We start from the raw sequence: 26,628 nt of genomic DNA, 5'->3' as shown, positions 1-26,628 counted from the left end.
GGGCCCTCAGCCGGCCTGGCCGCCGGCGAGGCGGGCACAGCGGGGGCAGGTCCCGAACACCTCGACGGAATGACGGACCTCCGAGAACCCATGCTCTCGGCCGACCGCTTCGGCCCAGCGTTCCATCGGCGCCGACTCGACCTCGACCGCCGTCCCGCACGACACGCACACCAGATGGTGGTGGTGCTGTGACGCCTCGCACCGCCGGAAGAGCTGTTCGCCGGCGTCGTCGCGTACGACGTCGACCTCCCCGGCGTCGTTGAGCAGCCTGAGCGTCCGGTAGACGGTGGCGAGCCCGATCCGCTGGCCGCCGCGGAGGATCGAGCTGTGGATCATCTGGGCGCTGCGGAAGCTCCCCATCTCGCCGAGGGCGGCGAGCACGGCGCGGCGCTGACGCGTGTCGCGTGGCGCGCCACCGAGGGCTTGCTCATCGGGCGCCCCCCGCTGTGCCATCCGCTCACTATGCCATCGGGCCACGGTCGCCCCCTCGCCCCCTCCCGCGAAATCGCCTGGTCCGGTCAGCCCGTGTCCGTCCGGTCCGCCGCTGCCGGTCCGACGCCACCCGCCCGCCCCGGCCGCGGTGTCCGCGACCCGGAACCTGGCCGTGGGCCAGGCCCGGCGCACGGGCCCAGCGCCCCTCCCCGCCCCGGCCCGGGCCGGCCCGGCCCGCCCCGGCCCGGCCCATCGTATCTTGTAGTGAGAATCACTATCGTATTACCGTCGGCGCCGGCCCCGCCGGCCCCGCCGGGTGCCGGGCGGCTGGGGGACGGCCCCCGGGCCCGACGCCCGGCGACGATCAGGAGGGGATCCCACGTGCACACCCCGGGCGGCTCGGCCAGGGAGGTCCTGCGCCTGCGAGGCGCGTCGGTCCGCATCGGCGGCCGGACCCTGTGGTCGGGGGTCGACCTGGCCGTGGAGGCGGGAGAGCTCGTCGCCGTCCTCGGGCCCAACGGGGCGGGGAAGTCGACACTCGTGAAGGTCGTCCTCGGATTGGTGCCTCCGTCGGGTGGGACGGTCACGGTGCTCGACGGCCGCCCGGGCGAGCACAACGACCGCATCGGCTACCTGCCGCAGCGCCGCAGCTTCGAGCCGTCGCTGCGCGTGCGGGGGTTCGATCTCGTGCGGCTCGGGCTGAACGGTGACCGGTTCGGCTTCCCACTGCCCCTGACGCCCGGAGCCCGGCGCCGCAGGCGCGACGACGAGGCACGCGTGCGCGACGTCGTCGACCTGGTGGGTGCCTCGGCATTCGCCTCCCGGCCCATCGGCGAGATCTCGGGTGGAGAGCAGCAGCGCCTGCTCATCGCCCAGGCACTGGTACGCCGCCCCGAGCTGCTGCTCCTCGACGAGCCCCTCGACAGCCTCGACCTCCCCAACCAGGGCTCGGTCGCCGCCCTCGTCAGCTCCATCTGCCGCCGCGCCGGGGTGAGCGTCGTCATCGTCGCCCACGACGTCAACCCGATCCTGCCGTACCTCGACCGCGTCGTGTACATCGCCGAGGGCGGTGTGGCCGCCGGCACCCCGGCCGAGGTGATCACCGGCGACACCCTGAGCCGCCTCTACCGGACGTCGGTCGAGGTGCTCACCACCGCCGACGGTCGCCTGGTGGTGGTGGGCCAGCCCGAGGCGCCCGCGTACCACGCCGATCGCCACGGAGGGGCCCATGGTCCTCACTGACGCCGGACCGGGGCTCAGCTGGGACGTGGTGGGCGACGTGCGCCACGTCCTCGACTACGCGTTCATGGTCAATGCCCTGCGGGCCGGCACCGTGGTGGCGGTGATGGCGGGTGTCATGGGGTGGTTCATGGTCCTGCGTCGCCAGAGCTTCGCCGGGCACACGCTCGCGCTCGTCGGCTTCCCCGGTGCGGCCGGGGCCACTCTGGTGGGCGTCAGCGCCCTGCTCGGGTACTTCGGGTTCTGCGTCCTCGCCGCGCTGTTGATCTCTGTGGTCCCGCATACGCGCGGCCGTGCCTTCAGTGAGGAGAACGCCGTCACCGGGACCGTGCAGACCCTGTTGCTCGCGTTCGGCTTCCTCTTCGTCAGCCTCTACGGCGGCAACCTCAACGGCATCAACGCGCTGTTGTTCGGGAGCTTCCTCGGGATCACCGGCACCCAGGTCGTCACGCTGCTGGCGGTGGCGGCCGTCGCCCTCGGCGCCATGGCCGTCCTCGGCCGCCCCCTGTTGTTCGCCTCGATCGACCCCGACGTGGCCCGGGCCCGCGGCGTCCGGGTGGGCCCGCTCTCGGTGGCCTTCCTCGTCCTCCTCGGCCTGGCCGCCGCCGAGGCCAGCCAGATCACCGGCTCCCTCCTGGTCTTCGCCCTGCTCGTGATGCCGGCCGCCACCGCACAGCGGCTCACCCCCCGCCCGCTGCTCGGTGTCGCCGTCGCCGTCGCCATCGCCCTGTCGGTCACGTGGCTCGGGCTCGTCATCGCGTTCTACTCGCCGTACCCGATCGGGTTCTGGGTGACCACGCTGGCGTTCGGTGCGTACGTGGCAGCCGGGTTGGCGGCCGGGACCCGGCGGCGGTGGCGGGGGCGCCCGGAGGTGACCGCGGCGTGAGCGGCGTCGTCCTGCACGTCCTGGCCCACCTGCAGGGTCTCGGTCTCGAGGGCCTGTTCACCCAGCCGTTCATGCGCAACGCCTTCGTGGCAGGGACGTCGATCGCCGCCGCCGCGGGCCTGGTGGGCTACTTCGTCGTGCTGCGCAGCCAGGTCTTCACCGGCGACGCCTTGAGCCACGTTGCGTTCACGGGCGCCCTGGCAGCGCTGGCGTTCGGCGTCGACCTGCGCCTCGGGTTGTTCGTCGCCACCATCGGCGTCGGGATCCTGATGGGGACGCTCGGCCCCCGCGGCCAGGCCGACGACGTGGTGGTGGGGAGCGTGTTCGCCTGGATCCTGGGCCTGGGCGTCCTGTTCCTGTCCATCTTCACCACGTCGCGCAGTACGGGGAACGGCACCGCCGGGGTGAGCGTCCTCTTCGGCTCGATCTTCGGCCTGGGCGCCGGCCAGACGATCGTGGCGGCGGTGGTCGCGGCGGCGGTGGTCGCGGCGGTGGTCGTCATCGCCAGGCCCCTGTTCTTCGCCAGTATCGACCCTGCTGTGGCCGAGGCGCGCCGCGTGCCGGTGGTGGCCCTCGGCCTCGGTTTCCTGGCGCTCGTGGGCGCCTGCGCGGCCGAGGCCACGCAGGCGGTCGGCTCGCTGCTGCTGCTCGGGCTCCTGGCCGCGCCGGCCGGCACGGCGCTGCTCCTCACCACGCGACCGTTCGGCGCCCTCGCCCTGTCGGGCGCACTGGCGGTGGCCGACATGTGGGTCGGGCTCGTGGCGAGCTACGAGCTCCCGGATCTTCCACCGAGCTTCTGCGTGATCGCCGTAGCCGCCACCGTGTACCTCGTCGTCCTGGCCTCCACGCGTGCGCGTCGACGACGACGCCGCGGCCCGGGCCGGGTCGGAGGCCCCCGCGCCGGCAGGGGCCCCGACGCCGGTTACGACGACAGCCCGAGGGCCGCTTCGAGCTCGGCGCGGTGACTGTCGGCGTGCCGGGCGGCGATCTCGGCGAATCGGAGGACCCGTCCGCGGTCCCCGGCGACCTGCTCCGGCGCCAGGGACGAGATGAGCGCCACGATGGCGTCACCGCTGCGGGCGAGGTGTGCCGTCACGGCATCACGTGTCGGGGCCGTCACCGCGGCGGCGTGGCGTGCGTTGAGGTCGTCGACGACGTCGCGGTTTACCTCGGGCGTCTCGCCCCGTGCCAGCGCGTCGATCCACCCGGCCAGGTATTCGTAGGCGTCGGCCACGTGGTCGACGACGACCGCCACGGTGCGAGGGTCGTCATCGCCGGCGAGTGGGGCCGAGGCCCACTGCTCCTCGGAGCACGCCTGTACGAACCCGAGCAGCCGCTGTCGGGCCTCGGCGACGGCGCCCGCCAGCTCGCCTCCGTCAGTCACGGCCGTCCGGTCCTCCCACCGTCGTCGCCGCCATCGCCACGCACCGCGCCGCAGCGAGGCGGCGAGGTCGTCGGGCACGGGCGACGGCGTCGGACTCGGGCCGGGCCATCGGCCGACGTTACCTGAGCCCGGCGCGCCCGCACCTGAGCCGGCGCTCAGACCCGGCCCGCGCCCTGGTGCTGACGACGGCCGGCGCGGACCACGTCGTCCAGGGTGACGATGCCCGCCAACCGGTTGTCGGGGTCGAGCACCACCGCCGGCCGGCCGCCCGACGCGTACATGCGACCGAGGAGGTCGGGCATGGGCTCGTCGGGCCGGCCCACGGGCGCCGCCCCGATCGGCACGGCGATGTCGCCCACGGTCGTCGTGGTCCTCCGGTCGGGCGCCACGGCATTGACCTGCGCGAGCGTCACCACGCCGGCGAGCCAACCGGTCGGCCCCACCACGGCGGCGGCGGTGCCGTGCCACCACGGCAGGTGGACGGCGACGAGCTCGGCGACCGTCGTGCCGGCGGGGACGACCGGCGGGTGGGGGATCATGACCGACCCGACCGACGCGCCCTCGATGCCGCCGCGCTCCTTGGCGGCGGTCTCCTCGGCCCGCGCCGCCATGAACAGGAACCACCCGAGGAAGGCCGGCCACAGCCCGACCGCCGCGCCCATGGCGAACTCCACGATTCCCAGGCCCATGAGCACGATGCCGAAGCCGAGCCCCGCACGCGCGGCGAGGACCGAGGCCCGGGTGTGGTCGTGCGAGACGCGCCAGATGCCGGCGCGCAGGACGCGCCCCCCGTCGAGGGGTGCCGCCGGGATCAGGTTGAACACCGCCAGGAGGAGGTTGATCTCCCACAGCCACGTGGCCACGTCGACGACCAGGCCGTGCGCCCCCGCCCGTTCCAGCAGCAGCTGCGCCGACGCGAACACCCCGGCCAGCACCACGCTCGTGCCGGGCCCGACGATGGCGATCCTGAAGTCCGCGCCGGGCGTGCGGGCCTCGCCGTCGAGCTGTGCAACGCCGCCGAAGAGCCACAACGTGATCGACTGCACGCCCACGCCGTTGCGGCGGGCCACCAGGGCATGGGAGGCCTCGTGCGCCAGGAGGGACAGGAAGAACAGCACGGCGGCCGCCACCGCGGCGCCCCAGTACTCGGGGCGGTCGCCGGTGCCGTACGCGTCGGGGAAGACGATGGTCGCCAGCTGCCAGGTCACGAGGCCGAAGATCACGGCCACGCTCCAATGCACGCCGACGGGGACGCCGGCGACCCGGCCGAGCCGGATGCTTTGCCTCACCGTCTCATCATGCGGCCTCGTCGGCCCGAGGTGTAGTCACCTTGGTCACTTCCTGGTCCGTACCACCAACCGGCCGGCCGTGCCGGGTGAGCCACCACCGGCCGCCGCTGGCGGCGTGTGCTAGGGATGGGACGTGTCGCGAGGCGCCGGGCGGCCGGTCGATGGCTGCGGCTCCACCCCGGACCTCGTCGACGCGGTCCGGGCCACGGTCGACGCGCATCGGCCCGCCGACGAGCGGGAGGCCGAGGCGATCGGGCAGGTGGCGGCCGCCCTCGGGATCCTTGAGCGGCCTTTCGACGAGCATGCCGCCCCAGAGCACCTGACCGGCTCGGCCGTGGTCGTGGGTCCCAGGGGGACGGTCCTGCACATGCACAAGCGGTTGCACCGGTGGCTGCAGCCCGGCGGTCACATAGACGTCGGCGAGGCGCCCTGGGAGGCCGCCCTGCGCGAGTCGCAGGAGGAGACGGGCCTGGTGCTGGCCCACCCCGCCGGCGGCCCGCGGCTCATCCACGTGGACGTGCACCGGGCCGCCAAGGGCCACACCCACTTCGACCTGCGTTACCTCCTGCTCGCACCGGACCGGGACCCTGCGCCGCCGCCCGGCGAGAGCCCGGAGGCCCGGTGGTTCGCATGGGACGAGGCGGCCGGGGTGGCGGACGAGGCCCTGGCGGGCGCGCTGCGTGCCGCACGGCGCCAACCCGAGTTGCGCCCCCGGGACGCCGCCGTGGGGGAGCCGCACCGGGGTCCCGGTGACGACGGCCGCTCGCCTTCCGGCGCCGGCGCGGTCGGGACCACCCCCGTTCCCGGCAGAATGGTGAGCGACGACCACGCAACAGTCGACACGGGTCGACACGAGGAGACAGGCGGCAGATGACGACGACGGGCGGCGTATGACGACGGCGGACGGCAACCCCGAGGCGGCTGACGAGGCCGCCGCGCCGGCGACTCCACTCCAGCGACTACTCGAGGTCCAGCACCACGACACGGTCCTCGACCAGCTCCGTCACCGGCGCGCCGCCCTGCCCGAGCGAACCGCGCTGTCCGAGGTGGACGCCAAGCTCGGTGCCCTGGAGGCGCGCACCAAGGAGGTGCGCGTGCACCGTGACGGGCTCGGTGCCAAGCAGGCCGCCCTGGAACAGCAGATCGAGGCGTCGCGCACCCGCCGGGAGGCCCTCGAGAAGCGCCTGTACGGGGGCCAAGTGGCCGCGGCCCGCGAGTTGCAGGCCATGAGCGAGGAGGTCAAGCACCTGGCGCGCCATATCGCCGAGCTCGAGGACCGGGAGCTCGAGATCATGGAGGCGCTCGAGCCGTTCGACGGCGAGCTCCAGGAGGGCGACGTGGCGCGCGGCGCGCTCGAGGACGACGCCGGCCGTCTCCGGGCCGCCATCGGCGTCGCAGAGGCCGCGCTCGACGAGGAGATCGCCGGGGAGGCGCAGGTGCGCGCCACGACGGCGGCGGGCGTAGGCGACGACCTCCTCGCCCGCTACGAGCAGCTGCGCACCCGGCTCGGCGGCACGGGGGCGGCCCGGCTGGTGGGCGGCTCGTGCGGCGGCTGTCACCTGGCGCTCCCCGCCATGGAGATCGATCGCATCCGCCGGGCACCGCCCGACGCCGTCGTCACGTGCGATCAGTGCGGCCGCATCCTGGTCCGCTGAGGTCGCCGTGCTGGTCCTCGTGCGTCATGGCGAAGCGGCGGGGAACGCCGCCGGCCTCCTGCTCGGCCGGACCGACTCTCCGCTGACCGACCGCGGCCGGGCGCAGGCCGCTGCCCTCGGGGGCGCCGTCGGCGCCGTCGGCAGGCTGGTGACGAGCCCCCTGGGACGGGCCGTCGACACCGCCGGCGCGCTGGGACTCGACGTGCCCGCCGAAGTCGACGAGCGCTGGGTCGAGGTGGACTACGGCGAGTTCGAGGGACAGGCGCTCGGGTCCGTCCCGGCCGAGGTCTGGGCGCGCTGGCGCGGCGACCCCGGGTACCGGCCGCCCGGCGGCGAGTCGCTGGCCGAGGTGGGCGTTCGTGTACGCGACGCGTGCGACGAGCTGTTCGCCCGCCCCGGTGCGGGGGCGCGGGCCGACACCGACGTCGTCGTCGTGAGCCACGTGTCGCCCATCAAGGCGGCCGTGGCGTGGGCCCTCGGTACCGGGGACGCCGTGGCATGGCGGCTCTACCTGGCGACGGCGTCGATCACCCGGATCGCCTGGGGGGTCGACGGCCCCGTGCTGCAGCGCTACAACGAGACGGTTCCCGCCCCCGCGCCCTGACCGGCGCGACGACCCCGGTCAGACCGGGGCCTCCACGGCGAGCGGCGGCTGGCGCTGCTCGGGCAGGTTGTCGTAGAGATCGGTGACCAGCTCGTCGCGCCGGGCCCGATAGGCGGGGTCGTCCCACAGGTTGCGCCACTGCATGGGGTCCTCCGCCATGTCGTAGAGCTCGCCCTCGGTCCCCTGGTAGAGGGGGCCGGGCTCGTACGCGGTGCACAGCCAACCGTCGCGGTAGATCGACCGCAGGTGCATGCCGATATGGGCGAACTGGCTGTCCCACTCGGTGATGGCCCAGTGGCGGTCCGAGCCCGGCGCCACCGGCAGCATCCGGCCCTGCGCCCAGTCGGGCACCGCCGCCCCCGCGATGTCGCAGAAGGTCGGGACGAGGTCGACGTGGCCCACGGGCTCGTGCACCTCGGCAGGGGTGACGCCCGCGCTCGGGGCCGGGCGCCACACCAGGGGCACGCGCATCAGCGCGTCGACGTGGTACGGGCCCTTGAACAGCAGCCCGAAGTCTCCCTGGAGCTCGCCGTGGTCGGTGGTGAACACGACGTCGGTGTCGGGCCCCCAGCCGCGCTCCTCGATGCGAGCCATCACGCGGCCCAGGGCCTCGTCGATCAGCTCGTTCTCCACGTGGATGAGGGCGCTCACCTCGCGCACCTGGTCGTGCGACATGGTGCCGGGCACGAAGCGCATGGGCCCGCCCTCCATGTTCTGGAACCGCCCCTCGTACCAGTCGAGCCAGTGATGGGGCTTCTGGGCCAGGATCTCGACCGCCTTGTCGATCGAGCCCGGGTGCCCCGGGGGCAGGTCGAGCTGGCGCCAGTCGATGCGGCGGCGCACCTCGTCGACCGGGGGGTCCCACGGGTGGTGGGGGTCGGGGAAGCTCATCCAGCAGAACCAGTCCTCGTCCGCCGGCAGCGAGTCGAGCCAGGCGATGGCCCGGTTGGCGACCCAGTCGGTGTGGTACATGCCGCGCGGCATCGGGTTGTGCTTCACCTCCGGCGCGTCGGTGTCGCCGCCGCCCTCGTCGTTGAGGCCCATGCTGGCGAAGTTGATGAGGGGGTAGTAGGCGTCGAGCCACTCGGCGCCGTTCGCCTCGAGCCATTTGTCGTAGTGCCAGCGCCGCAGGTAGCCGTGCATGGCCAGCTCGACGTGGTCGAAGCCGCGGTAGGGCCCGGTCGAGCGGTCGCCGGCCAGGCAGTTCTCCGTCCACTTGCCGTCGGGGTCGAACGCCGGCTGGAAGTGGGCCTTGCCGATCAGGGCCGTGCGGTAGCCCACGGTGTCGTGCAGGTGCGCCGCCACCGAGGGCGCGTCGGTGGGAAGGGGGATCCCGTTGGAGACCACGCCGTGGGTGCGCACGTACTGGCCGGTGATCATGGTCGAGCGCGCCGGCGTGCACACCGTGTTCTGGTTGTGGGCGCGGTGGTAGACGACGCCGGCCGCTGCCAACGCGTCGACGACCGGGGTGCGGGCGATGGTGTTGCCCGTGCACCCGAGCGCGTCGTAGCGCTGCTGGTCGGTGGTGACGAAGAGGATCTTGCGGCCCATGGTGCTCCGTTCGGTCGGACGGTGAGGCGGTCGGACGGTGCGGCGGTCGGACGGTGCGGCGGTCGGACGGTGCGGGTCAGGCCGTGGTCGCCGCGACGAAGGCGACGACGGTGCGGGCGAGGTCCTCCCCCTTGTCCTCCTGGAGGAAGTGGCCCCCGCCGGCGATGGTGGTGTGGTCCCTCCCGGCGGCCCCGGGGACCTGGTCGAGGAACAGCCGATCGGCGCCGTGGGTGATGGGGTCGCGATCGCTGAACGCGCACAGGAAGGGCTTGTCGAACCGGCGCAGCACCTCCCAGGCGCGGCGGTTGGCCTCGGCGGCGGGGTCGTCGGGACGGGTGGGCACGAGCACGGGGAACTGGCGGGCCCCCTCCTTGAACGACTCGTCGGGGAACGGGGCGTCGTAGGCGGCGACCACCGCGGGCGCCACGTCGGTGACGCACCCGCCGCGCACGATGCGGCCCACGGGGAGCTCCGGCACCTCCTGGGAGAACTTCTGCCAGGCCATGAAGGCCTCGCCCATGTCCGTGTCGCCCGTGGGCAGGCCGGTGTTGGCCGCCACCACCCGGCGGAAGCGGTCGGGATGCTCGGCGACGAGCCGCAGGCCGATGAGGCCGCCCCAGTCCTGGCCCACGAGCGTCAACCCCGTCAGCCCCACCTCGTCGAACAGCGCGGCGCGCATCCACTCGACATGCCGCGCGTAGGTGTAGTCGGTGCGGCTGGCCGGCTTGTCGGAGCGGCCGAAGCCCACCAGGTCCGGCGCGATCACGCGGAAGCCGGCACCCGTGAGCGGCGCCACCATCCTGCGGTAGAGGTAGCTCCACGACGGCTCGCCGTGGAGCAGGAGGATCGTCTCCGCGCCGGCGGAGGGGCCCTCGTCGACGTAGTGCACGCGCAGCCGGCCCTGTCCGTCGCCCGACGCCACCTCGACGTAGTGCGGGGCGAATCCGTAGCCCGGCAGGCCCTCGAACCGTTCGTCGGGTGTGCGCAGTACCTTCATGTCCTACCTCCGGTACCGGTCGGTCCGCCGACGGCGGCCGTGGCGAGCAGTTCCATCGTCCGCCGGCAGGCGGCCGCCCCCCGACCCATGCGCTGGAGCTGCTCCCATGTCTCCCACGAGGTCGCAACCTCCAGCACGTCGAGGCGCGACGCGGCCGACGGCGTCGTGCCGCGATCGAGCTCGGGCGCGAACGTGGCGCGGAGCTGGGCGCGCAGCCGGGAGCGGGCGCGGGCCAGCTCCCCGGCGATGGTGGGGGAGCTGTCCGCCATGGCTTCGGCCGCCCGGCGTACCGGCGCCACGGCTTGGAACACGCCGGTGCGCTGACGGACGACGCCGGCGACCCGCTCGGCCAGGGGGAGGGCGGGCTCGACGGGCCGGATGTGGCGCCAGTGGCGCTGTTCCTGGATCGCCACCGCGGCGCGCAGGATGGACTCCACGTCCTCGAAGTGGTGGTAGACGAGGCGCAGCGACACCCCGGCGCGCGCCGCGATGCGCCGAGCCGTGGGCCGGGCGTCGCCCTCTTCGAGCAGACCGATCAGGGCCTCGGCCAGGGCGCGCCGGGTGCGCTCGCCCCGGGCCAGTCGGCCGTCCGCCGCCTCTGCCGCCCCGTCCGAACCGCTCGCCGGCTTCGCCGCCGTCGCCACCGTGGGCCCGCTCTCCGACGCCATGGGTGGATGCTAGGAAGGTTGCACTGTAAATGCAAGGAGTCTCCGCCGGGCGGAGGGCCCCTGACGGTGGTGCGCACGGTGTCGTGGTGCGCACGGTGTCGTGGGGCGCACGGTGTCGTGGGGCGCACGGTGTCGTGGCGCGCACCGGTGTTCTAGTGTCCGGTCGTGCGCGTCGTGGTGTGCAGGGAACTGGGCTCCCTCGACAACGTCGTCGTCGAGGAGCGCGACGAGGTGGCCCCCGGGCCGGGCCAGGTCGTCGTGGACGTGCGGGCCGCCGGGGTGAACTACGTCGACGGTTTGATCTGCCAGGGGCGGTACCAGTTGAAGCCGGCCGTGCCGTTCGTCCCCGGCGGGGAGGTCGCGGGTATCGTGCGCGCCGTCGGCGAGGGCGTGACACGCGTGTCGGTGGGGGAGCGCGTCATGGCCATGATCGGCTTCGGCGCCTTCGCGGAGCAGGTGGTGGTGCCCGCCCGGTCCCTCGACTCGATGCCCCAGGCGCTCAGCTTCGGCCAGGCGGCGGCGTTCATCCAGAGCTACAGCACGGCATGGTTCACGCTGACGCGACGGGTGACCGTCAGCGAAGGTGAGTGGGTGCTCGTCTTGGGCGCAGGCGGCGGCATCGGTCTGGCCACCGTCGACGTCGCCGTGAGCCTCGGCGCCCACGTCGTGGCGGCGGCGTCGACCGAGGACAAGCTCGACGCTGCCCGGCAGATGGGCGCCGAGGCGACCGTGGCGTACGAGCACGAGGACCTGAAGTCGCGCGTCCGCGAACTCACCGGCGGCGGTGCCGACGTGGTCGTGGACCCGGTCGGGGGGCACCACAGCGAGCCCGCCCTGCGCGCCACCCGGACGTTCGGGCGGTTCTGCGTCATCGGGTTCGCCTCCGGCCCGATCGCCTCGGTCCCGCTCAACCACGTCCTGCTGAACAACCGCACCGTGGTCGGCGTCGACTGGGGCTCGTGGGCCATGAGCCACCCCGACGACAACCGGGCGATGCTCGACGAGCTCATCGAGATGGTCGACGACGGCCGTCTGCACCCGGTCGAGGCGGTCGAACGGCCGCTCGGCGAAGCGGCCGCGGTGATGGCCTCGCTGCTCGATCGGACCGTTACGGGGAAGGTCGTCCTCGTCCCCTGAGGGGCGCCGCCGACACGGCCCGGCCCGGTGTGGCGGGCACGGGTACCCCTCGTTCCACTCGACCCGCGCCGACCTGCTCCGGCGGCCCGGGCGCCCCGACGCCACCGGTGCCGGTCGGTGTGGTGCGGGGGCGAAGCCGACCGGGCTGTGCCGTCTCGATGACGACCCCTTCCCAGCCCAGCAGTCGGAGCTTGCCCCGGACCGGCCGCCCGTCGCGGTCTCGGTCCGTGCCGATGCGCACGCGGCCGTGGACCGCGTCGACGGTGGCGTCGTCGTCGGAGAGGTTGAGCACCACGACGACGCCGTCGCCCCGGCGCCACGCCCACACGCCGTCGGGCGCCTCGATCGTTTCGTAGCGACCCGTCTGCAGGGCACCGGACTGCCGGCGCAGGGCGATCAGGTCCCGGGCCAGCGTGAGCACGGACCCGGGGTCTGCTCGCTGGTCCTCCACGTTGCACCCGGCGACGTCCCCCAGCGGCAGCCACGGGCGTGTGCCCGGCTCGGTGAAGCCACCGCCGGGCATGTTGCGCCACGGCATGGGCGTCCGCATGGCGTCGCGCCCGGCGTAGGCCGGCCAGTACCGGACGCCCAGAGGGTCGCGCAGGTCGTCCCGGGCCACCGGGACGTCGCCCAGGCCGATCTCGTCGCCCTGGTACAGGACAGGCGTGCCGCGCAGGCACAGCAACACGACGAGGGCCACCCTGACCTTGCGGGGATCGCCGTCCGCCCAGCGCGACGCCAACCGCGACATATCGTGGTTCGACCCCGTCCACGCCGGCCACGCACCCGGTGGCAGGCGCTCCTCCGTGCGCTCGACGATCTGTCGCATGGCGTCGGCCTGGAGCGGTGCGGTGATGAACGGGAAGTTGAACGCCAGGTGCAGTTCGTCGTGGCCGTCGCCGTAGTAGTCGGCCATCACCTCGACCTCCACCGGCGTCTCCCCGACGAGGACCCGCGGGGGGTCGTACGACTCGGCCAGCCGGCGCCACCGCCGCAGGACGTCGTGGACCTCCGGGCGGTTCGCACTGTAGACGGGTCGCTGTCCGAAGAGCTGAGCCTCGAAGTCGTCGTCCTCGGTGGCGGGTGGGTTGTCCCGGAGCAGGGCGTCCTTGACGATGATGTTGCAAACGTCGATGCGGAACCCGGCGACCCCCCGGTCCAACCAGAACCGCAGGACGTCGTCGAAAGCAGAACGGACGTCGTCGTTCCACCAGTTGAGGTCCGGCTGCTCGGACAGGTGGTTGTGCAGGTAGTACTGACCGGTGACGGCGTCGAGCGTCCAGGCCGGGCCCCCGAAGCTGCTCACCCAGTTGTTCGGCGGCGTCCCGTCGGGCTTGGGGTCCGCCCAGACATACCACCCGCGTCGCGGCGACGTCCTCGAGGAGCGGGAGTCGACGAACCACGGGTGGTCATCGCTCGTGTGGTTGGGCACCAGGTCCATCAGGACGCGCACACCTCGACGGGCCGCTTCGGTGACGAGGAGGTCGAACGTGTCCAGTGTCCCGAGCTCGGGCAGCACGGCGCAGTAGTCGGCGACGTCGTAACCCCAGTCGGCGTTGGGCGAGACCGTGATCGGGCTCAGCCAGATCCCGCCCACCCCCAACCACACGAGGTGGTCGAGCCGGTCGATGATGCCGCGCAGGTCGCCCGTGCCGTCCGCGTCCGAGTCGGCGAACGAGCGGGGATAGACCTGGTACAGGACGTCGGTCTGCCACCAGGGCGCCGCGGGCGTGTCCCTGTGGCCCGGCATCGCGGGCATGGGCCGAGGCCCCGTCGCGATCGGGGCCGACCCCGTGTCGTCGGGCGTCACGACCCGGGGAGTGGTTGCCAGTCGTTCACGACGACCCAGCACACCGTCTGGGGAGTGTGGTCGAGCGGCATCTTGCACTGGCTCGACACCGGTGCATTGGTGTGGAGCCTGACCACCCGGTACTCGGTGGGGCCCGAGAACTTGTCCGGGCCGTAGGTCAGAGTCGGGGAAAAGCCTCCCGGGAAGTCGGAGATCGTGGCCATGGCGGCGTCGAACGTCCGCCGATCGAGGTGCGGGCCGGCCGCGGTCGCCGCCGCTGCGAACAGGCGGATCTCCTGGCACCAGGCCTGCACCGGCCCCTGTTCCTCGATGTAGAAGTTCTGGTTTCCCTCCGGGACCTGCGGATAGGCCTTGTGCCACGTCGCGAAGCAACTCCGCACGCCGGTGTCGTAGCCACCGTCCGCCTCCGGGCGGGTGTCGTCGATCCCCCCGAGCGTCTCCGTCGTGACGCCCTCCTGCCCGTCGAGCGCCTTTTCGTAGGGGAGGGGGATGAGCCCCAGCGCCGCTTGGATGGAGTTCTCGTAGTCCGACAACAGGAGCCTCGGGAAGTACTGCTGCGTCGTCTCGGCCGCGAGGACAGGGAAGAAGACGTTGAACGGTATGAGCGGGATCACCGAGGTGACGCCGTCCGATTTCAACTGCTGCACGACGAAGGGCGCCTGGGCATCGGTGCCGGCGATGTCTGACGGGTTGGCGGGGATCGTCTTGACGATCGGCGTCACGCCCACCTGTTGCAGGTCGGGCAGCAGGTACTGGTTCAGCGCCAGTTGGTCGCTCGCCCGGTCACCGACGACCACGGCGACCTTGGTGGCGTTCCCGAGCAGCCCGGCGGCCACACCCCACTGCACCGTGGCCTTCAGGATGGCGGCATCGTCGGGGCCCGTCCACCACAGGTAGGGCGCGCCCTGGCGCGTCCAATCCGTCACCGTCGTCCACTGGCTGAGCAAGGGCGTATGGCCCTCCTGGGTGATGCACAGCTGGTTGTCGCCCGACCAGGTGCCCACCCCGTCGAGCACGGCGAAGGCCGGGGAGCCCCCTTCGGTCCAGTCCTTGCACATGGCCCGCATGACCACCTCGTTCGTCGGGTCGAAGTGGACGATCACCGGGTCGATCTTCCGGCCGTGTATTCCCCCGGCGTCGTTGATCTGCTTGACGAAGAGGTCGATCGCCTTGGCCTGCTCGCCGTACTCGATATCGCCGGCGAAGCCGAGGTTGGAGGCCAGCGCCTGCAGGTTGGAGACGGGGAAGACCACCTTGATGGCGTGGGCGCTGACGCCGGCGCCGTCGGCGGCGCCTCTGCCGGGCGCCCCTGCCGGGGTCGGTGCGGTGGTGGAGCCCGGAGAGCCGCCGGACGAGCCCGAACCGACGAAGAAGGAGGCGGCCGCCACGACCGCCACGGCGACGACCACCGAGCCGACCTGCACGCGCCGGGGCCTTCGACGGAACCGCCGCCACGATCGTTCCCAGCGCCCACGGCCCGACCCGGCCATCTCCACCTCCTGCCCCGCCACCCCGGAGGTCCCCCTCGGGCGATCGGCCCTTCCGGCGGCCCAAGATAGGCGGCTCGCGGGGAGGGCCGCGTTCCCGGCAGTGTCTGGTGCCGCCCGCCCGAGGCGGTGCCGGCGAGCGGTGCCGGCGAGAGATACCGTTCGGTCGTGGACGGTCCCGACCCGGCGGCGCCGGCGATCAGCTTCCCCCGAGGTTTCCTGTGGGGAGCGGCGACGGCTGCCCATCAGATCGAGGGGGGCAACGTCAACAACGACTGGTGGGCGTGGGAGCACGAACCTGGCTCGGGATGTGCGGAATCGAGTGGGGACGCCTGCGACTCGCTGCACCGTTGGTCCGAGGATGTCGAGCTCGTCCGGACCATGGGCCTGGGCGCCTATCGGTTCTCACTCGAGTGGAGCCGGATCGAGCCGGCCGAAGGTGAGTTCTCGGTCGCCGCCCTGGACCGGTACCGCCGGATCTGCGCGGCGTGTCGCGACGGGGGCGTCGTCCCGGTGGTGACGTTCCACCATTTCACGAACCCGAGATGGCTCAGCGCGCGCGGCGGCTGGGAAGCGGCTGACGCACCCGACGCGTTCGCCCGTTTCGTGGCGCGGGCCGTCGTCGCCCTGGGCGACCTCGTCGGGTGGGCGTGCACGATCAACGAGCCCAACGTCGTGGGCGTCGCGGGGTACACCACGGGGACCTCCCCGCCGGGGGTGACGGGGGATCTCGCCCGTCACCTGGCGGTGAACGAGGCGATGGTCCGGGCCCATCGCCTCGCCGTCGACGAGCTGCGGTCGGGCCCCGGTGACTTTCCCGTCGGTCTCACGCTGTCCATGGACGAGTTGGTGGCCGAGCCCGGTGGCGAGGGTGTACGTGACGCGGCGCGCGAGATCCTCGAGGACTCCTTCCTGCGCGCCACCGGGGGAGACGATTTCGTCGGCGTGCAGTGCTACACGCGTCTGCACTTCGGGCCACAAGGCCAGGCCCCCGACGACCCCACGGTGCCCACGACCCAGATGGGGTGCGAGTACTGGCCACAGGTGGTGGAGCACTGTGTCCGGCGGGCGGCGGCGGTGACCGGCCTGCCGGTCGTCGTCACGGAGAACGGGATCGCCACCGACGACGACGCCGCACGCATCGCCTATCTGGACGAGGCGCTGCGCGGCGTCCGGCGCTGTCTCGACGACGGCGTGGACGTGCGTGGGTACTTCGTATGGAGTCTCCTCGACAACTTCGAGTGGAGCCACGGGTACCGGCCCACGTTCGGCCTGCACGCCGTCGACCGCGAGACGTTCGCCCGTCGCGCCAAGCCGAGCGCGTCGTGGTTCGGCGCGGTGGCCCGGTCGAATGCGTTGGTGGCGCCGCCGGGCTGAGCCGACGGAGGGCGTCGACCGGCCGAACAGACGCGGCTGCCGGGCCGAACAGACGGCGATGACGCGGTCACATGGTCCGCAGCGCCTCGGACGGCGACAGGCGCGTGGCCCTGCGGGCGGGTAGACCCCGGCGGTGGCCAACGGCGCCCCTTCGTCCCCGAGGACTCCATCCCCGCCCTGTACGAGCCGTTCGGGCGGTCAGAGGTCAGGGTGAGCCCAGAGCGGGGGGCCTGTCTCGGACTGCCCTGGGCGCAGGATCGCGCTCGTCGCGGCGGCTACCCGTGGGCGAAGTCCGTCGTGGTCCCGCCGGCCCGGATCGAGCGCACGGCCCCGGTCGAGTAGTGGCGGTGCTCCTCGAAGATCCGGTCGTAGCCGGTGTGGGCGATCCTCCATGCCGCGCCGTCCTTGGCGTACCGGTCCTCGTACAGCGCGGTGCCGTGAAGCTCGAAGTCGTGCGCGGGGACGATCACGCGGTCCTCCAGGTACCACCGGCCCGTGGCGGTCGTGGCGCTCGTGAGCGAGATCTCGGGATGGTGGCCGTTGTGCATCGTCACGATGCCCGGATCGCCGAGGGACTCCTGGAGGAAGGCCACGATGGCGGCCCGCCCGGTGTGCTGAAGGGTGCCGGACTGGTACCCCGTGGTGGCGTCCTCGGTGAGGAGCTCGCCGAGCTCGGAGAATCGCTTCAGGTCGAGGAGGCGGAAGTACGCGTACTTGAGCTGTCGGATGGCTTCGATCTCGGCGAGGTCCACGGGTCTCCTCGAAGGGGTGCCGGTTCTCGGCACGATCGCGTCGGGCGGGCTCGCCGGACGCCCGCAGTGTACCGGCGGGTCCGACATCCGCTCCGATTCCGCCCGAATGCGACCGCCGGCATGCCGGTGCCGCCTACGCTTTGCACATGTCGCGACGCACCGTCACCGCCGGCGCTGCCGCAGCCGCCATGACGGCGCTGGGCGTGACGCTGGGCGTCGCCGTCTCCGGGGGCACGCCGGCCACATCGCCCGGGCACCATCGCACGACGACGTCGCCGGCCGGGGACCCGGGCCCGAAACCGGCGACGGCGCCGGCCGGCTCGGGCACGGCCCTGGCGACGACGACTCCTCCGCCGACGACTCCTCTGCCGACGACCGCCGTCCCGCATGCGGCCCCCCGTTCGACGACGACGTTCATTCCCCGCTCCTCGAGCACCACCACCACGGCACCGGCACCGGCGGTCGGCGGCCCTGCCGGCTCGTCGCTCGGCGACTCCACCACGACCACCGGTGCGCCGACGCCGACAACCACGACCGGCGCGACCACCACCACCGCGTCGACCACGACGACCGACCCCACCGCGACGACGTCCGCGAGAGCCGTGCCCGGGTCGTCGACTGCCGGCATCGCAAGGTTGCCGCTTCGGTGACCGGCCGCGCCGGGACCCGCTCCACTACGTTGTGCCGCCGACAGCCGAAGTAGGAGATCCAGAGCATGGACGTCCGGTCGATTGAGGACATGGCCCCCACGATCGAGCACAACGGCACCACCCCGGTCTGGTGGCTGGTCCCACCCCAGGAGATGCGTGCTGCCACCGAGGGGGGATTCCTCGAGCTCGTGAGCGAGTGGGAGATCGCGGGTGGTGGGGCGGTCGACGCGCACTCCCACCCGACGCACGAGTTCTACTACATCATCTCTGGCCGCGGGATCATGAAGATCGCCGACGAGGAGCGCGCCGTGCAGGCCGGCGATCTCGTGTACACGCCGCCCGACACGACCCACAGCATCTGGCCCGTCAGCGAGCACGCGCCCCTGCGCGGACTGGCCTTCGCCATCGGCACGCCCGGCGCGGGGAAGGTCGACTACAGCTGACGGGTGGTCACGGCTGAACCGCCGAAGGCGCCGGAGGACGGTTCGCCTTCCGGGCCCGGACGCGTGGCATATCGCGCGGCGCGTGCAGTGAGCAGAAGTAGCCGTCGTTGTAGACGGACAACTCGGTGCCACAGTCACGTTCTCCGCAGACCCGGCCCGACGCGAACCTCCGCGGGGCGCGCTCGTCGGCACTGAGCCCGCCACCGGTGGCGCTGACGTACTTGGCACGTGATTGCACCTGCTCCACCTCCATGCCTCCGCCTGCGCAGTCCCGGGAGCCTCCAAGACACTCGGGCGGTGCAGAGCGAGGGATCGGCACAAGCCGGGAGAGGTTGGCGGTCCAACCAGATCACTGCCTGCAACAGAACCTCGGGTGAGGAACTTGTCATGCCCTGCCCCCAAAGGAGCGTTGGCCCCCGTGCGCCCGTCGGGGGGCAGGACACTCCGACAATGACAGCTAACGATCGCGACGAATAGAGCAGAACGGCACAACACCAAAGATCGTCCAGGGAGCGCGACCTACGGCTGCATCGCGTCGTCGAGCCCGGAGGACGTCTCGAAAACGCTCAGGCATGAACCAGGCGCAGATCGATGATGGCGAAGGCCCGCCATGAGAGCAATGGCTGCAGATAGAGAGAGACGACGCGCTACCATTGACCGCGAAGGTCCCGGAGCCCCGCTTCCTTCTCCCCGGCTGATGGCCTGGGTATTGAGATGGAGGCACAGAAATGGGTTTGACCGGAATGGTCTTCAGCATCATTGCGATGGCGGCCGGTGCGGTCATGTACTGGGCCGTGACGGCGCAAGGGCACGGGTTCAGGCTTTCCACGGTGGGTGTCATCCTCATGGTCCTCGGGGCCGTCGGCCTCGTCGCCTCGGCGATCGTCTACGGCACGTCACGCCGTCCGGCCGGAAGCCGCGATCGCACGTACGACCGCCAGGCGACCGACTCCCAGGGGGTCGCGACGACGGTGCACGAGGAAGTGCACTGACCCACGGTAGGGCGGCGTGCCGACACCGCCGCCGTCACGAGCGTGACAGCGTGGTGCCCGCCTCGGTGAGGACGGCGCGAAGCGTCGCCTCGATCTCGTCGAGCTCGCTGTCGCCGCACACCAGGACCGGCGCGAGCTGGACGACGGGGTCGACACGGTCGTCGGCACGGCACACCAGCCCTTCGGCGAACAGCCGGGGGGCGACATATCCCCGCACGAGGGTGGTCCGTTCCTCGGGAGTGAAACGTACGCTGGGGTCGTCGGGGTCCTTCACCAGCTCGACGGCCCAGAAGAAGCCGTCGCCGCGCACGTCCCCCACGATCGGCAGGTCGCGCAGGCCTTGCAGCCTTGCTCCCAGGGCGGGGCCGGTGGTGGCGACGTGCTCGATGATCCCCTCGTCCTGGAGCACGTCGATGTTGGCGAGCGCCACGGCGCACGAGACCGGGTGCCCGCCGAACGTGATCCCGTGGGCGAAGCTGGCGTCTCCTTCGAGGAACGGCGCGGCCAGGAAGTCGCGGCAGAGCACTCCGGCGAGGGGCGCATACCCCGACGTCACGCCCTTGGCGAAGGTGACCATGTCGGGCTGGTAGCCGTAGCGCTCGGCGCCGAACCACGTGCCCAGGCGGCCGAAGCCGCAGATGACCTCGTCGCTGACCAGCAGGACGCCGTGGCGGTCGCAGATGTCGCGTACCAGGGTGAAGTAGCCGGGCGGGGGGACGAAGCATCCCCCTGTGTTCTGCAATGGCTCCAGGAAGACCGCTGCCACGGTGTCGGGGCCCTCGGCGAGGATGGCGTCCTCGATGGCGCCTGCGCAGGCCGCCGCGAAGCGTTCGTCGTCGACGGTGACGTCGGGGCCGAATGCCGAGCGGAAGCGGTTGGTGTTGGTGACGTGCACCACGCCCGGGACGAGGGGCTCGAACGGGGTGCGCAGTGCCTGCAGGCCGGTGATGGCGAGCGCGCCCATGGTCGTGCCGTGGTACGCCTGGTCACGGGCGATCACCTTGGTACGCGCCGGCTGCCCGATCGCTTTGAAGTACGCCCGCGCCAGCTTCCACGCCGACTCGACGGCCTCGGAGCCGCCCGTCGTGAAGAAGACGCGGTTGAGGTCGCCGGGAGCAAGTGCCGCCAGGCGTGTCGCCAGCTCGACGGCCGAGGGGTGGGCCGCCGACCAGATGGGGTAGTAGGCGAGCTCCTGGGCCTGGCGCCGACCCGCCTCGGCCAGCTCGGCGCGGCCGTGCCCGGCCTGGACCACGAAGAGGCTGGACAGGCCGTCGAGAAAGGAGCGGCCGGTGCTGTCGGTGAGCCGTGCACCCGAGCCCCGCACGAAGACGGGTAGCTCGCCGTCCTCGAAGGACCCGAGCCGCGTGAAATGCATCCAGAGGTGACGCCGGGCCTCGTCCTGGAGCCGGACGTCCTGGAGCCGGACGTCCTGGAGCCGGGCGCCCTGGTGCCGGTCGACGTGCGGGCGGTCGGGCGACGTGCTCACGGCGCGCCCCAGGCGTACGTCTGCTTGTGGATGCGCAGGTACATGAAGGTCTCGGTGTCCCGCACGCCGTCGATGGCGCGGATCTTGTCGTTGAGCAGTTCGAGAAGGTGCTCGTCATCCTCCACCACGACCTCCACGAGCACGTCGAGTGATCCGGCCGTCAGCACCACGTAGACGACCTCGTCCATCGCCGCCACGGTGTCGGCGACCTTCCGGGTGTCGCCTTCCACCGTGAGCCCGATCATCGCCTGACGCCCGAACCCGATCATGCGGGGGTCGGTCACGCCGACGATCTGGACGACACCCGCGTCGATCAGGCGCTGGACCCGTTGGCGCACCGCCGCCTCGGACAGGCCGACGGCCGGCGCCATCTGCGTGTAGGGCCTGCGCCCGTCCTGTTGGAGCTGCTCGATGATGCGCTTGTCGACGTCGTCGAGGACCACCTTCCCTTCGGGCCTCACCGTGGCGCTCCGGGGTTGTCGACGCCGCCGGGCGGTGCGAACCTTGCCCGATGGCCCCGGTCGCGCCCTGCACGCCGGGCTACCGGTCGGCTCCCTACTGGTGGGACGAGGTCGAGCTCCCGCGCCCGACGTCGGTGCCGCTGCCCGCCGAGGCGGACGTCGTCATCGTGGGCGGGGGCACCACGGGGCTGACCGCGGCCCTGGAGCTCGCTCGTCGAGGACGCCACGCCGTCGTCCTCGACGGTGACGGCATCGCCGCCGGGGCGAGCAGCCGCAACGGCGGCATGGTCCACCCCGGGGGCAAGCTGGCCCTGCCCGAGTTGCTCGCCCTGCCGGACGGCCGCCGCCTGTGGGACGACACCGTGGCGGCCTTCGAGGGCGTCGAGTCGCTGTGCCGGGACCTCGGTATCGACTGCGACTGGCGCCGGACGGGCCATCTCGAGTTGGCCCACCATCCCCGCACCGCCGAGCACCTGCGCACCGTGGCGGACGCCCACGCGTCGATCGGCGAGGACGCCCGCTACGTCACCAGGGCGCAGCTGGGGGCCGAGATCGGGTCCGACGGGTTCGCCGGGGCCCTGCTCGTGAACCGCAGTGCCGGGCTCCACCCGGCCAAGTTCGCTGCCGGCATCGCCCGGGCTGCCGCCGCTGCGGGCGCCGACCTCCACGGCGCCACCGCCGTCGCCCGCATCGAACCGAGCGGTGCGGGTTACGTCGTGCACACCTCCGGTGATGTGCTGCGCGCCGGCGAGGTGGTGGTGGCCACCAACGGCGCCACCGACCGGCGGCTGGTGCCGTGGCTCGGCCGGCGGGTGCTCGGCATCGGCAGCTTCATCATCGCCACCGAGCCGGTGGCGCCCGACCTGGCGGCGTCGGTCGACCCGCACGGCCGGATGTTCTTCGACACCAGGAATCTCCTGCACTACTGGCGCTTGTCGCCCGACGGCCGCCGGGTCCTGTTCGGCGGGCGGACGTCGTTCTCCCCGACGACGGTGGAACAGTCCCGCGACCGTCTGTACGCGGCCATGGTGCGCATCCACCCCCAGCTGGGCGGCGTCCGCGTCGACCGCGCCTGGGGAGGCCAGGTGGCGCTCACCGCCGATCGGGTCCCGCATGTGGGCCGTCACCCCGTCACGGGTGTCGTGTACGCCATGGGGTACTGCGGCAGCGGCGTGGCGCTGTCGACCCACTTCGGTGGCGCCGTGGGCCGGTGGCTCGCCGGCGACGGGGACCTGCCGCCCTTCGCCGGCCGGGCGTGGCCGCCGGTGCCGTGGCCGGCGCACGTGCCGTGGCTGCTCGCCGCGGCGGGGTGGTGGTACCGGGCGCGCGACGCCCTCGGACGCTGAGCCCGTTGCCCGCCGGCCGTGCCGCACGTCGTCATCCGGCGACAGCGGCGCAGAATTCGTGGAAGGCGTCCACGAAACGGTCGATGTGACGATCGTCGTGCTGTACCGACAGCGTCCACTGCTCCTCGTTGCCTGGCGTCATGAAGATCCCGCGGTTGACGAGCCACGCCCAGGACGCGTCGAAGAGGTCGGCGTCGGTCTCGAGGAAGCTGCGGTAGTCGACGAGCGGCTCGCGCCGATAGGAGACGCACCCCTTGCAGCCGAGGTCGATCACGTGTGCCGGGATGTCGTGGGCGGCGACGGCCTTGGCGCACCCCTCGGCCAGGCGAGTCCCGATGCGCCCGAAATGCTCGTAGGCGTCGGGGGTGAGTACCTCGGTCAGCGCCGCCAGCCCCGCCGCAGCCACCAGGGGGTTTCCGTTGAACGTCCCCTGTTGGGCGATGCCGGTGCCGATCTCGTCCATGATGTCGGCCCGTCCCCCGAAGGCCCCGGCCGGCACCCCGCCGGTGATCGACTTGGCGAAGCAGGCCAGGTCGGGCTGGACGCCGAAGCGCTCGATGGCGCCCCCGGCGGCGATGGTGGCGCCGCACTTGACCTCGTCGAAGACGAGCACGACCCCGTGGCGCGTGCACAGCTCCCGGACGCCCTCCAGGTAGCCGGGTGCCGGCAGGACGATGCCGATGTTCATCATCACCGGCTCGAGGATGAAGCACGCGATCTCGTCCCCGCGCTCCGCGAAGAGCCGCTCGAGCGCGCCGAGGTCGTTGTAGGGGACGACGAGAGTCCACTTGGCCATCTCGAGCGGGATCCCCTTGGATGCCGGCGGTTGCGCCCCGGTCTGTTCGGTCGCCTCGATCAGATGGAGGCTCGGCGCCACGGAGAACATCACGGCATCGTGATGTCCGTGGTACGAGCCCTCGATCTTGCAGATGACGTCGCGGCCGGTGACGCCCCGCGCCACGCGCACGGCGTCCATCGTGGCCTCGGTCCCTGAATTGGTGAAGCGCACGCGCTCGAGCCGGAAGCGCCGGCACAACTCCTCGGCCAACACCACGGTCGCTTCGGTGGTGACGGCGAAATGCGTTCCCGAGTTGGCGGCGCGCTCGATGGCCGCCGCCACCGCCGGGTGGGCATGGCCCACGGCAGTCGACCCGAAGCCGTTGTGGAAGTCGACATAGGCCCGGCCGTCCACGTCCCACACCTCGGCGCCCTTGCCCCGCGACAGGTAGATGGGATACGGATCGCCCGCCTGGAACGACGACGCCACACCGAGCGGCATGCTCCGGCGGGCGCGGTCGAACAACTGGTGCGAGCTCGGTGTGGCGGCGAGCAGGGTGGCGAGCTCGGATGCGAACAGCTCGCGCGCCCGGGCGCTCAGCCGCTCCCTGTCGGGGTTGGTGTGATCGCTCACGGTCTCCGGTCCTTCCTCCACCGTCCGCGCCGCACCGGGACGATCCCCGTGCTCCGCCGTCGCCATCCGGCCCTCGTCCCCGACGGGCCCGGACTGGCGCTGATGTGGACGGGCAATGGAAACTGCCATTGGCCCCCCAGTATGCAACGAAATCGCTTGTCACGGTCGGCGTGCTCTGCGAATATGCTCCGAACGGCACGGGAGAGGGGTGGTAGTTGACGACCACGACCGCGGACTCCGGAGAGCTCGGCGCAACACCCTTGGGGGAGCCGCCCGGCGGCAAGGGCCTCAAGACCGGGGCCCTCGGGATGGTCTCGAGCCTCGTCATCGGGGTGGCGTCGACAGCCCCCGCCTACAGCCTGGCAGCCACCCTCGGCTTCGTGACCTTCTACGTGGGTGTGCGGTCCCCGGCGGTCATGCTCCTGGCCTTCGTGCCCATGCTGTTCATCGCCGCGGCGTACTACTACCTGAACCGCGCCGACCCGGACTGCGGGACCACCTTCACCTGGGTGACGCGGGCCATCGGCCCCAAGACGGGGTGGATGGCGGGGTGGGGCATCCTGGTCACCGACCTCGTGGTGATGCCCAACCTGGCATCGGTGGCGGGCGTGTACACGTTCTCGCTCTTCGGCGCCCACGGGATCGCCGCCGACTCCTCGGGGTTCTGGGTCACCTTCGTCGGCGTGGCGTGGCTCGTCATCATGACCGCCATCTGCTACATCGGCATCGAGCTGTCGGCCCGCACCCAGGTGGCCCTCCTCGGCGCCGAGATCGTCATCCTCGTGGTGTTCGCCGTCGCCGCGCTGGCCAAGGTGTACGGCGGCGGGATCGCCCACAGCATCCACCCCGCGTGGGCGTGGTTCGACCCGTTCAAGATCCCCTCCCTGGGCGCGCTGTCGGCCGGGATGCTCCTGGCCGTCTTCATCTACTGGGGATGGGACACCGCCGTCACCGTGAACGAGGAGGCCAGGGACACCCGGCGCACACCGGGCCGCGCCGCCCTGCTGGCCACGATCGTCCTGCTGCTCATCTACGTCATCGTGTCGACCGCCGCCCAGGCGTTCCACGGACCCGGGTTCCTCACCAACCACAGCGACGACGTGCTCGGCCACCTTGCGAAGGACGTGCTCGGGTCGCCGTGGGACAAGCTGCTCATCATCGCCGTGCTCACCTCGGCCTCGGCGTCGACGCAGACCACCGTCCTCCCTGCGGCACGCTCGTCGCTGTCGATGGCGGTGCACAAGGCCTTCCCCAAGCGCTTCGCCGACATCCACCCGCGGTTCCTGTCCCCGGGCTTCTCGACCTTGGTCTTCGGGGCGGTGGCGATCGTCTGGTACGTGGGCCTGACCCTCATCAGCCCCAACGACGTCCTCGCCAACTCCATCCTGGCGCTGGGCTTCGGCATCGCCTTCTACTACGGCCTCACGGGCTTCGCCTGCGTCTTCTACTACCGCCGCCACATCTTCAGGAGCATGAAGAACTTCATCTTCATCGGGCTCGCCCCGCTGCTCGGGGCCGTCATGCTGACGATCCTGTTCTTCGTGGCCATCTTCTATTACTCCGACCCCGCCAACTCCAACACCGGCAACCAGGCCTGGTTCCCGGCCCTGCATTTCAGCTTCCACATCTTCCACTGGCACCTGTACGTCAAGAAGGGCCTCGGCCCTCCGCTCGTCCTCGGCGTCGGCCTGTTGCTGATCGGAGTGCCGCTCATGGTGATCTGGCGTCTGCGCCATCCGGAGTTCTTCCGGCGTGACCGCGAGGTCGCCGAGTCCGTCGACGCGCCGGCTCCGCCGCTCACGCCGGGCGTCACCCCGGTGGTCGACTGATGGCCGGCGACATCGTCCTCGGCTACGACGGCACCGACGGGTCGAAGGCGGCCCTGCGCGTGGCGGTCAGCGTGGCCAGGGCCTTCGACGCGCCGTTGACCATCGTGTTCGGCTACGAGCCCAACCCCATGGGCGGGGAGACCGCCGACTACAAGGACCAGCTCGAGAAGATCGGCAGCGACATGCTGCGCACCGCGGTGGCCGAGGCCAACGCGCTCGACCCCTCGGTGCAGGTGGAGCCCATCGTGGCCGCCCTGCGGCCCGCAGAGTCGCTCCTCGAGGCCGCCCTGGAGCGCCAGGCCCGGGTCATCGTGGTCGGGGGGACCGGCGAACGGCCCATCCTGGGTGCGATCCTGGGGTCGGTGCCGCACAAGCTGCTCCACCGCTCGACGGTGCCCGTCCTGGTGGTGCCCGCCGACGGGGAGTGACCACCGGCACACGCGGGGGTACGCTTGACGTCGATGGGGGGGAAGTAGCGAGTGGGAGCGGCCCTGGTGGTCGCGCTCGTGGCCGAGGTGCTCCTGGTGGGGTGCGCCGTGGCCGCCTTCGTGCTGCACCGCGCCCGGCGGCGGCGCCTGGAGGAGCTGTTCACCCGGGCCCACGCCGCGGCACGGCGCCTGGCGCTCGACGCCCGGATCGTGGACGCCAGCGTCGCCGAGCTGTCGGAGCTCGTGATCGACGACGCCCTGCGCGAGCTCGGCCTCGGCTCCTCGACCGACCCGCGCTAGCGGGCCGCCGGCAC

The 26,628-nt window shown here is 72.2% G+C and carries 27 protein-coding genes; 14 read left to right on the top strand and 13 right to left on the bottom strand.

Going from position 1 to position 26,628, the window contains the following annotated elements; all coding sequences use genetic code 11:
* Window positions 1-6: 6 nt before the first annotated feature.
* Window positions 7-453, bottom strand: coding sequence for a transcriptional repressor (locus VMV22_09060; protein ID HUY22480.1), 447 nt, complete (start codon window positions 451-453; stop codon window positions 7-9).
* A 360-nt stretch (window positions 454-813) separates the two neighbouring features.
* On the opposite strand from VMV22_09060, the gene VMV22_09055 reads away from it, so the two are divergent.
* Genes VMV22_09055 through VMV22_09045 form a run of 3 tightly spaced genes read left to right on the top strand, consistent with a single transcriptional unit; the run spans window position 814 to window position 3,522 of the window.
* Window positions 814-1,674, top strand: coding sequence for an ATP-binding cassette domain-containing protein (locus VMV22_09055; GenBank protein ID HUY22479.1), 861 nt, complete (start codon window positions 814-816; stop codon window positions 1,672-1,674).
* On the top strand, window positions 1,661-2,557 hold the full coding sequence (locus tag VMV22_09050; GenBank protein ID HUY22478.1) for a metal ABC transporter permease: 897 nt from the start codon (window positions 1,661-1,663) through the stop codon (window positions 2,555-2,557). The genes VMV22_09055 and VMV22_09050 overlap by 14 nt, the downstream gene beginning before the upstream one ends.
* Entirely contained in the window at window positions 2,554-3,522 is a 969-nt protein-coding gene (locus tag VMV22_09045) for a metal ABC transporter permease (protein HUY22477.1), read from the top strand. The genes VMV22_09050 and VMV22_09045 overlap by 4 nt, the downstream gene beginning before the upstream one ends.
* On the opposite strand, the gene VMV22_09040 is transcribed toward VMV22_09045, so the two are convergent.
* The gene (locus tag VMV22_09040; protein ID HUY22476.1) at window positions 3,480-3,941 is read right to left on the bottom strand and encodes a DinB family protein; all 462 of its coding nucleotides are present in this window, start codon (window positions 3,939-3,941) and stop codon (window positions 3,480-3,482) included. The genes VMV22_09045 and VMV22_09040 overlap by 43 nt on opposite strands.
* A gap of 155 nt (window positions 3,942-4,096) precedes the next feature.
* The gene (locus tag VMV22_09035; GenBank protein HUY22475.1) at window positions 4,097-5,230 is read right to left on the bottom strand and encodes a site-2 protease family protein; all 1,134 of its coding nucleotides are present in this window, start codon (window positions 5,228-5,230) and stop codon (window positions 4,097-4,099) included.
* A 133-nt stretch (window positions 5,231-5,363) separates the two neighbouring features.
* On the opposite strand from VMV22_09035, the gene VMV22_09030 reads away from it, so the two are divergent.
* Genes VMV22_09030 through VMV22_09020 form a run of 3 tightly spaced genes read left to right on the top strand, consistent with a single transcriptional unit; the run spans window position 5,364 to window position 7,489 of the window.
* Window positions 5,364-6,104 carry an NUDIX domain-containing protein gene (locus tag VMV22_09030; GenBank protein HUY22474.1) on the top strand — a complete coding sequence of 247 codons (741 nt, stop codon included), beginning with the start codon at window positions 5,364-5,366 and terminating at the stop codon, window positions 6,102-6,104.
* 16 nt (window positions 6,105-6,120) lie between these two features.
* Window positions 6,121-6,885 (top strand): C4-type zinc ribbon domain-containing protein, encoded by a 765-nt coding sequence (locus VMV22_09025; protein HUY22473.1) that lies wholly within the window; start codon window positions 6,121-6,123, stop codon window positions 6,883-6,885.
* A gap of 7 nt (window positions 6,886-6,892) precedes the next feature.
* Entirely contained in the window at window positions 6,893-7,489 is a 597-nt protein-coding gene (locus tag VMV22_09020; protein HUY22472.1) for a histidine phosphatase family protein, read from the top strand.
* An 18-nt stretch (window positions 7,490-7,507) separates the two neighbouring features.
* Here the strand turns inward: VMV22_09020 and VMV22_09015 are convergent, their stop codons facing one another.
* The 3 genes from VMV22_09015 to VMV22_09005 form a co-directional block, all read right to left on the bottom strand.
* On the bottom strand, window positions 7,508-9,040 hold the full coding sequence (locus tag VMV22_09015) for a sulfatase-like hydrolase/transferase (protein ID HUY22471.1): 1,533 nt from the start codon (window positions 9,038-9,040) through the stop codon (window positions 7,508-7,510).
* Between the two features lie 76 nt (window positions 9,041-9,116).
* Window positions 9,117-10,037, bottom strand: a complete 921-nt coding sequence (locus VMV22_09010; protein HUY22470.1) for a haloalkane dehalogenase — start codon at window positions 10,035-10,037, stop codon at window positions 9,117-9,119.
* Window positions 10,034-10,705 (bottom strand): TetR family transcriptional regulator, encoded by a 672-nt coding sequence (locus VMV22_09005; protein HUY22469.1) that lies wholly within the window; start codon window positions 10,703-10,705, stop codon window positions 10,034-10,036. The genes VMV22_09010 and VMV22_09005 overlap by 4 nt, the downstream gene beginning before the upstream one ends.
* Window positions 10,706-10,870: 165 nt before the next feature.
* On the opposite strand from VMV22_09005, the gene VMV22_09000 reads away from it, so the two are divergent.
* Window positions 10,871-11,842: an NADPH:quinone oxidoreductase family protein gene (locus tag VMV22_09000; GenBank protein HUY22468.1), complete on the top strand. Its 972-nt coding sequence runs from the start codon at window positions 10,871-10,873 to the stop codon at window positions 11,840-11,842.
* Here VMV22_09000 and VMV22_08995 read toward each other — a convergent pair.
* Together VMV22_08995 and VMV22_08990 are read right to left on the bottom strand one after the other, a co-directional pair.
* A complete protein-coding gene (locus VMV22_08995) occupies window positions 11,814-13,601 on the bottom strand; it encodes an alpha-amylase family glycosyl hydrolase (GenBank protein ID HUY22467.1) in 1,788 nt (595 codons plus the stop codon). The genes VMV22_09000 and VMV22_08995 overlap by 29 nt on opposite strands.
* A gap of 47 nt (window positions 13,602-13,648) precedes the next feature.
* Complete coding sequence (locus VMV22_08990) at window positions 13,649-15,076, bottom strand: ABC transporter substrate-binding protein (protein ID HUY22466.1); 1,428 nt, start codon at window positions 15,074-15,076, stop codon at window positions 13,649-13,651.
* A gap of 231 nt (window positions 15,077-15,307) precedes the next feature.
* Here VMV22_08990 and VMV22_08985 point away from each other — a divergent pair, with 231 nt between their 5' ends.
* On the top strand, window positions 15,308-16,516 hold the full coding sequence (locus VMV22_08985) for a family 1 glycosylhydrolase (protein HUY22465.1): 1,209 nt from the start codon (window positions 15,308-15,310) through the stop codon (window positions 16,514-16,516).
* Between the two features lie 275 nt (window positions 16,517-16,791).
* On the opposite strand, the gene VMV22_08980 is transcribed toward VMV22_08985, so the two are convergent.
* Together VMV22_08980 and VMV22_08975 are read right to left on the bottom strand one after the other, a co-directional pair.
* Complete coding sequence (locus tag VMV22_08980) at window positions 16,792-17,268, bottom strand: nuclear transport factor 2 family protein (GenBank protein ID HUY22464.1); 477 nt, start codon at window positions 17,266-17,268, stop codon at window positions 16,792-16,794.
* 133 nt (window positions 17,269-17,401) lie between these two features.
* The gene (locus VMV22_08975; GenBank protein ID HUY22463.1) at window positions 17,402-17,896 is read right to left on the bottom strand and encodes a hypothetical protein; all 495 of its coding nucleotides are present in this window, start codon (window positions 17,894-17,896) and stop codon (window positions 17,402-17,404) included.
* 87 nt (window positions 17,897-17,983) lie between these two features.
* Here VMV22_08975 and VMV22_08970 point away from each other — a divergent pair, with 87 nt between their 5' ends.
* Together VMV22_08970 and VMV22_08965 are read left to right on the top strand one after the other, a co-directional pair.
* Window positions 17,984-18,361 carry a cupin domain-containing protein gene (locus tag VMV22_08970; protein ID HUY22462.1) on the top strand — a complete coding sequence of 126 codons (378 nt, stop codon included), beginning with the start codon at window positions 17,984-17,986 and terminating at the stop codon, window positions 18,359-18,361.
* A 743-nt stretch (window positions 18,362-19,104) separates the two neighbouring features.
* Entirely contained in the window at window positions 19,105-19,353 is a 249-nt protein-coding gene (locus tag VMV22_08965; protein ID HUY22461.1) for a hypothetical protein, read from the top strand.
* Window positions 19,354-19,387: 34 nt separating this feature from the next.
* Here VMV22_08965 and VMV22_08960 read toward each other — a convergent pair whose 3' ends face one another.
* Complete coding sequence (locus VMV22_08960; protein HUY22460.1) at window positions 19,388-20,839, bottom strand: aspartate aminotransferase family protein; 1,452 nt, start codon at window positions 20,837-20,839, stop codon at window positions 19,388-19,390.
* Window positions 20,836-21,300, bottom strand: coding sequence for an Lrp/AsnC family transcriptional regulator (locus VMV22_08955; GenBank protein ID HUY22459.1), 465 nt, complete (start codon window positions 21,298-21,300; stop codon window positions 20,836-20,838). Before VMV22_08955 ends, VMV22_08960 begins: the two co-directional genes overlap by 4 nt.
* Window positions 21,301-21,350: 50 nt before the next feature.
* On the opposite strand from VMV22_08955, the gene VMV22_08950 reads away from it, so the two are divergent.
* Window positions 21,351-22,646, top strand: coding sequence for an FAD-dependent oxidoreductase (locus VMV22_08950; GenBank protein HUY22458.1), 1,296 nt, complete (start codon window positions 21,351-21,353; stop codon window positions 22,644-22,646).
* Window positions 22,647-22,677: 31 nt separating this feature from the next.
* Here the strand turns inward: VMV22_08950 and VMV22_08945 are convergent, their stop codons facing one another.
* A complete protein-coding gene (locus tag VMV22_08945) occupies window positions 22,678-24,057 on the bottom strand; it encodes an aspartate aminotransferase family protein (protein HUY22457.1) in 1,380 nt (459 codons plus the stop codon).
* A 215-nt stretch (window positions 24,058-24,272) separates the two neighbouring features.
* Between VMV22_08945 and VMV22_08940 the strand changes: the two genes are divergently transcribed.
* From VMV22_08940 to VMV22_08930, 3 genes are all read left to right on the top strand, one after another.
* On the top strand, window positions 24,273-25,886 hold the full coding sequence (locus VMV22_08940; protein HUY22456.1) for an APC family permease: 1,614 nt from the start codon (window positions 24,273-24,275) through the stop codon (window positions 25,884-25,886).
* Window positions 25,886-26,314, top strand: coding sequence for a universal stress protein (locus VMV22_08935; GenBank protein ID HUY22455.1), 429 nt, complete (start codon window positions 25,886-25,888; stop codon window positions 26,312-26,314). Before VMV22_08940 ends, VMV22_08935 begins: the two co-directional genes overlap by 1 nt.
* Before the next feature lie 66 nt (window positions 26,315-26,380).
* On the top strand, window positions 26,381-26,614 hold the full coding sequence (locus VMV22_08930) for a hypothetical protein (GenBank protein ID HUY22454.1): 234 nt from the start codon (window positions 26,381-26,383) through the stop codon (window positions 26,612-26,614).
* Window positions 26,615-26,628 lie beyond the last annotated feature (14 nt).

This window comes from Acidimicrobiales bacterium (assembly GCA_035531755.1).
Lineage (GTDB): Bacteria > Actinomycetota > Acidimicrobiia > Acidimicrobiales > UBA8190 > DATKSK01.
This window is presented reverse-complemented; position numbering and strand designations above follow the sequence as displayed.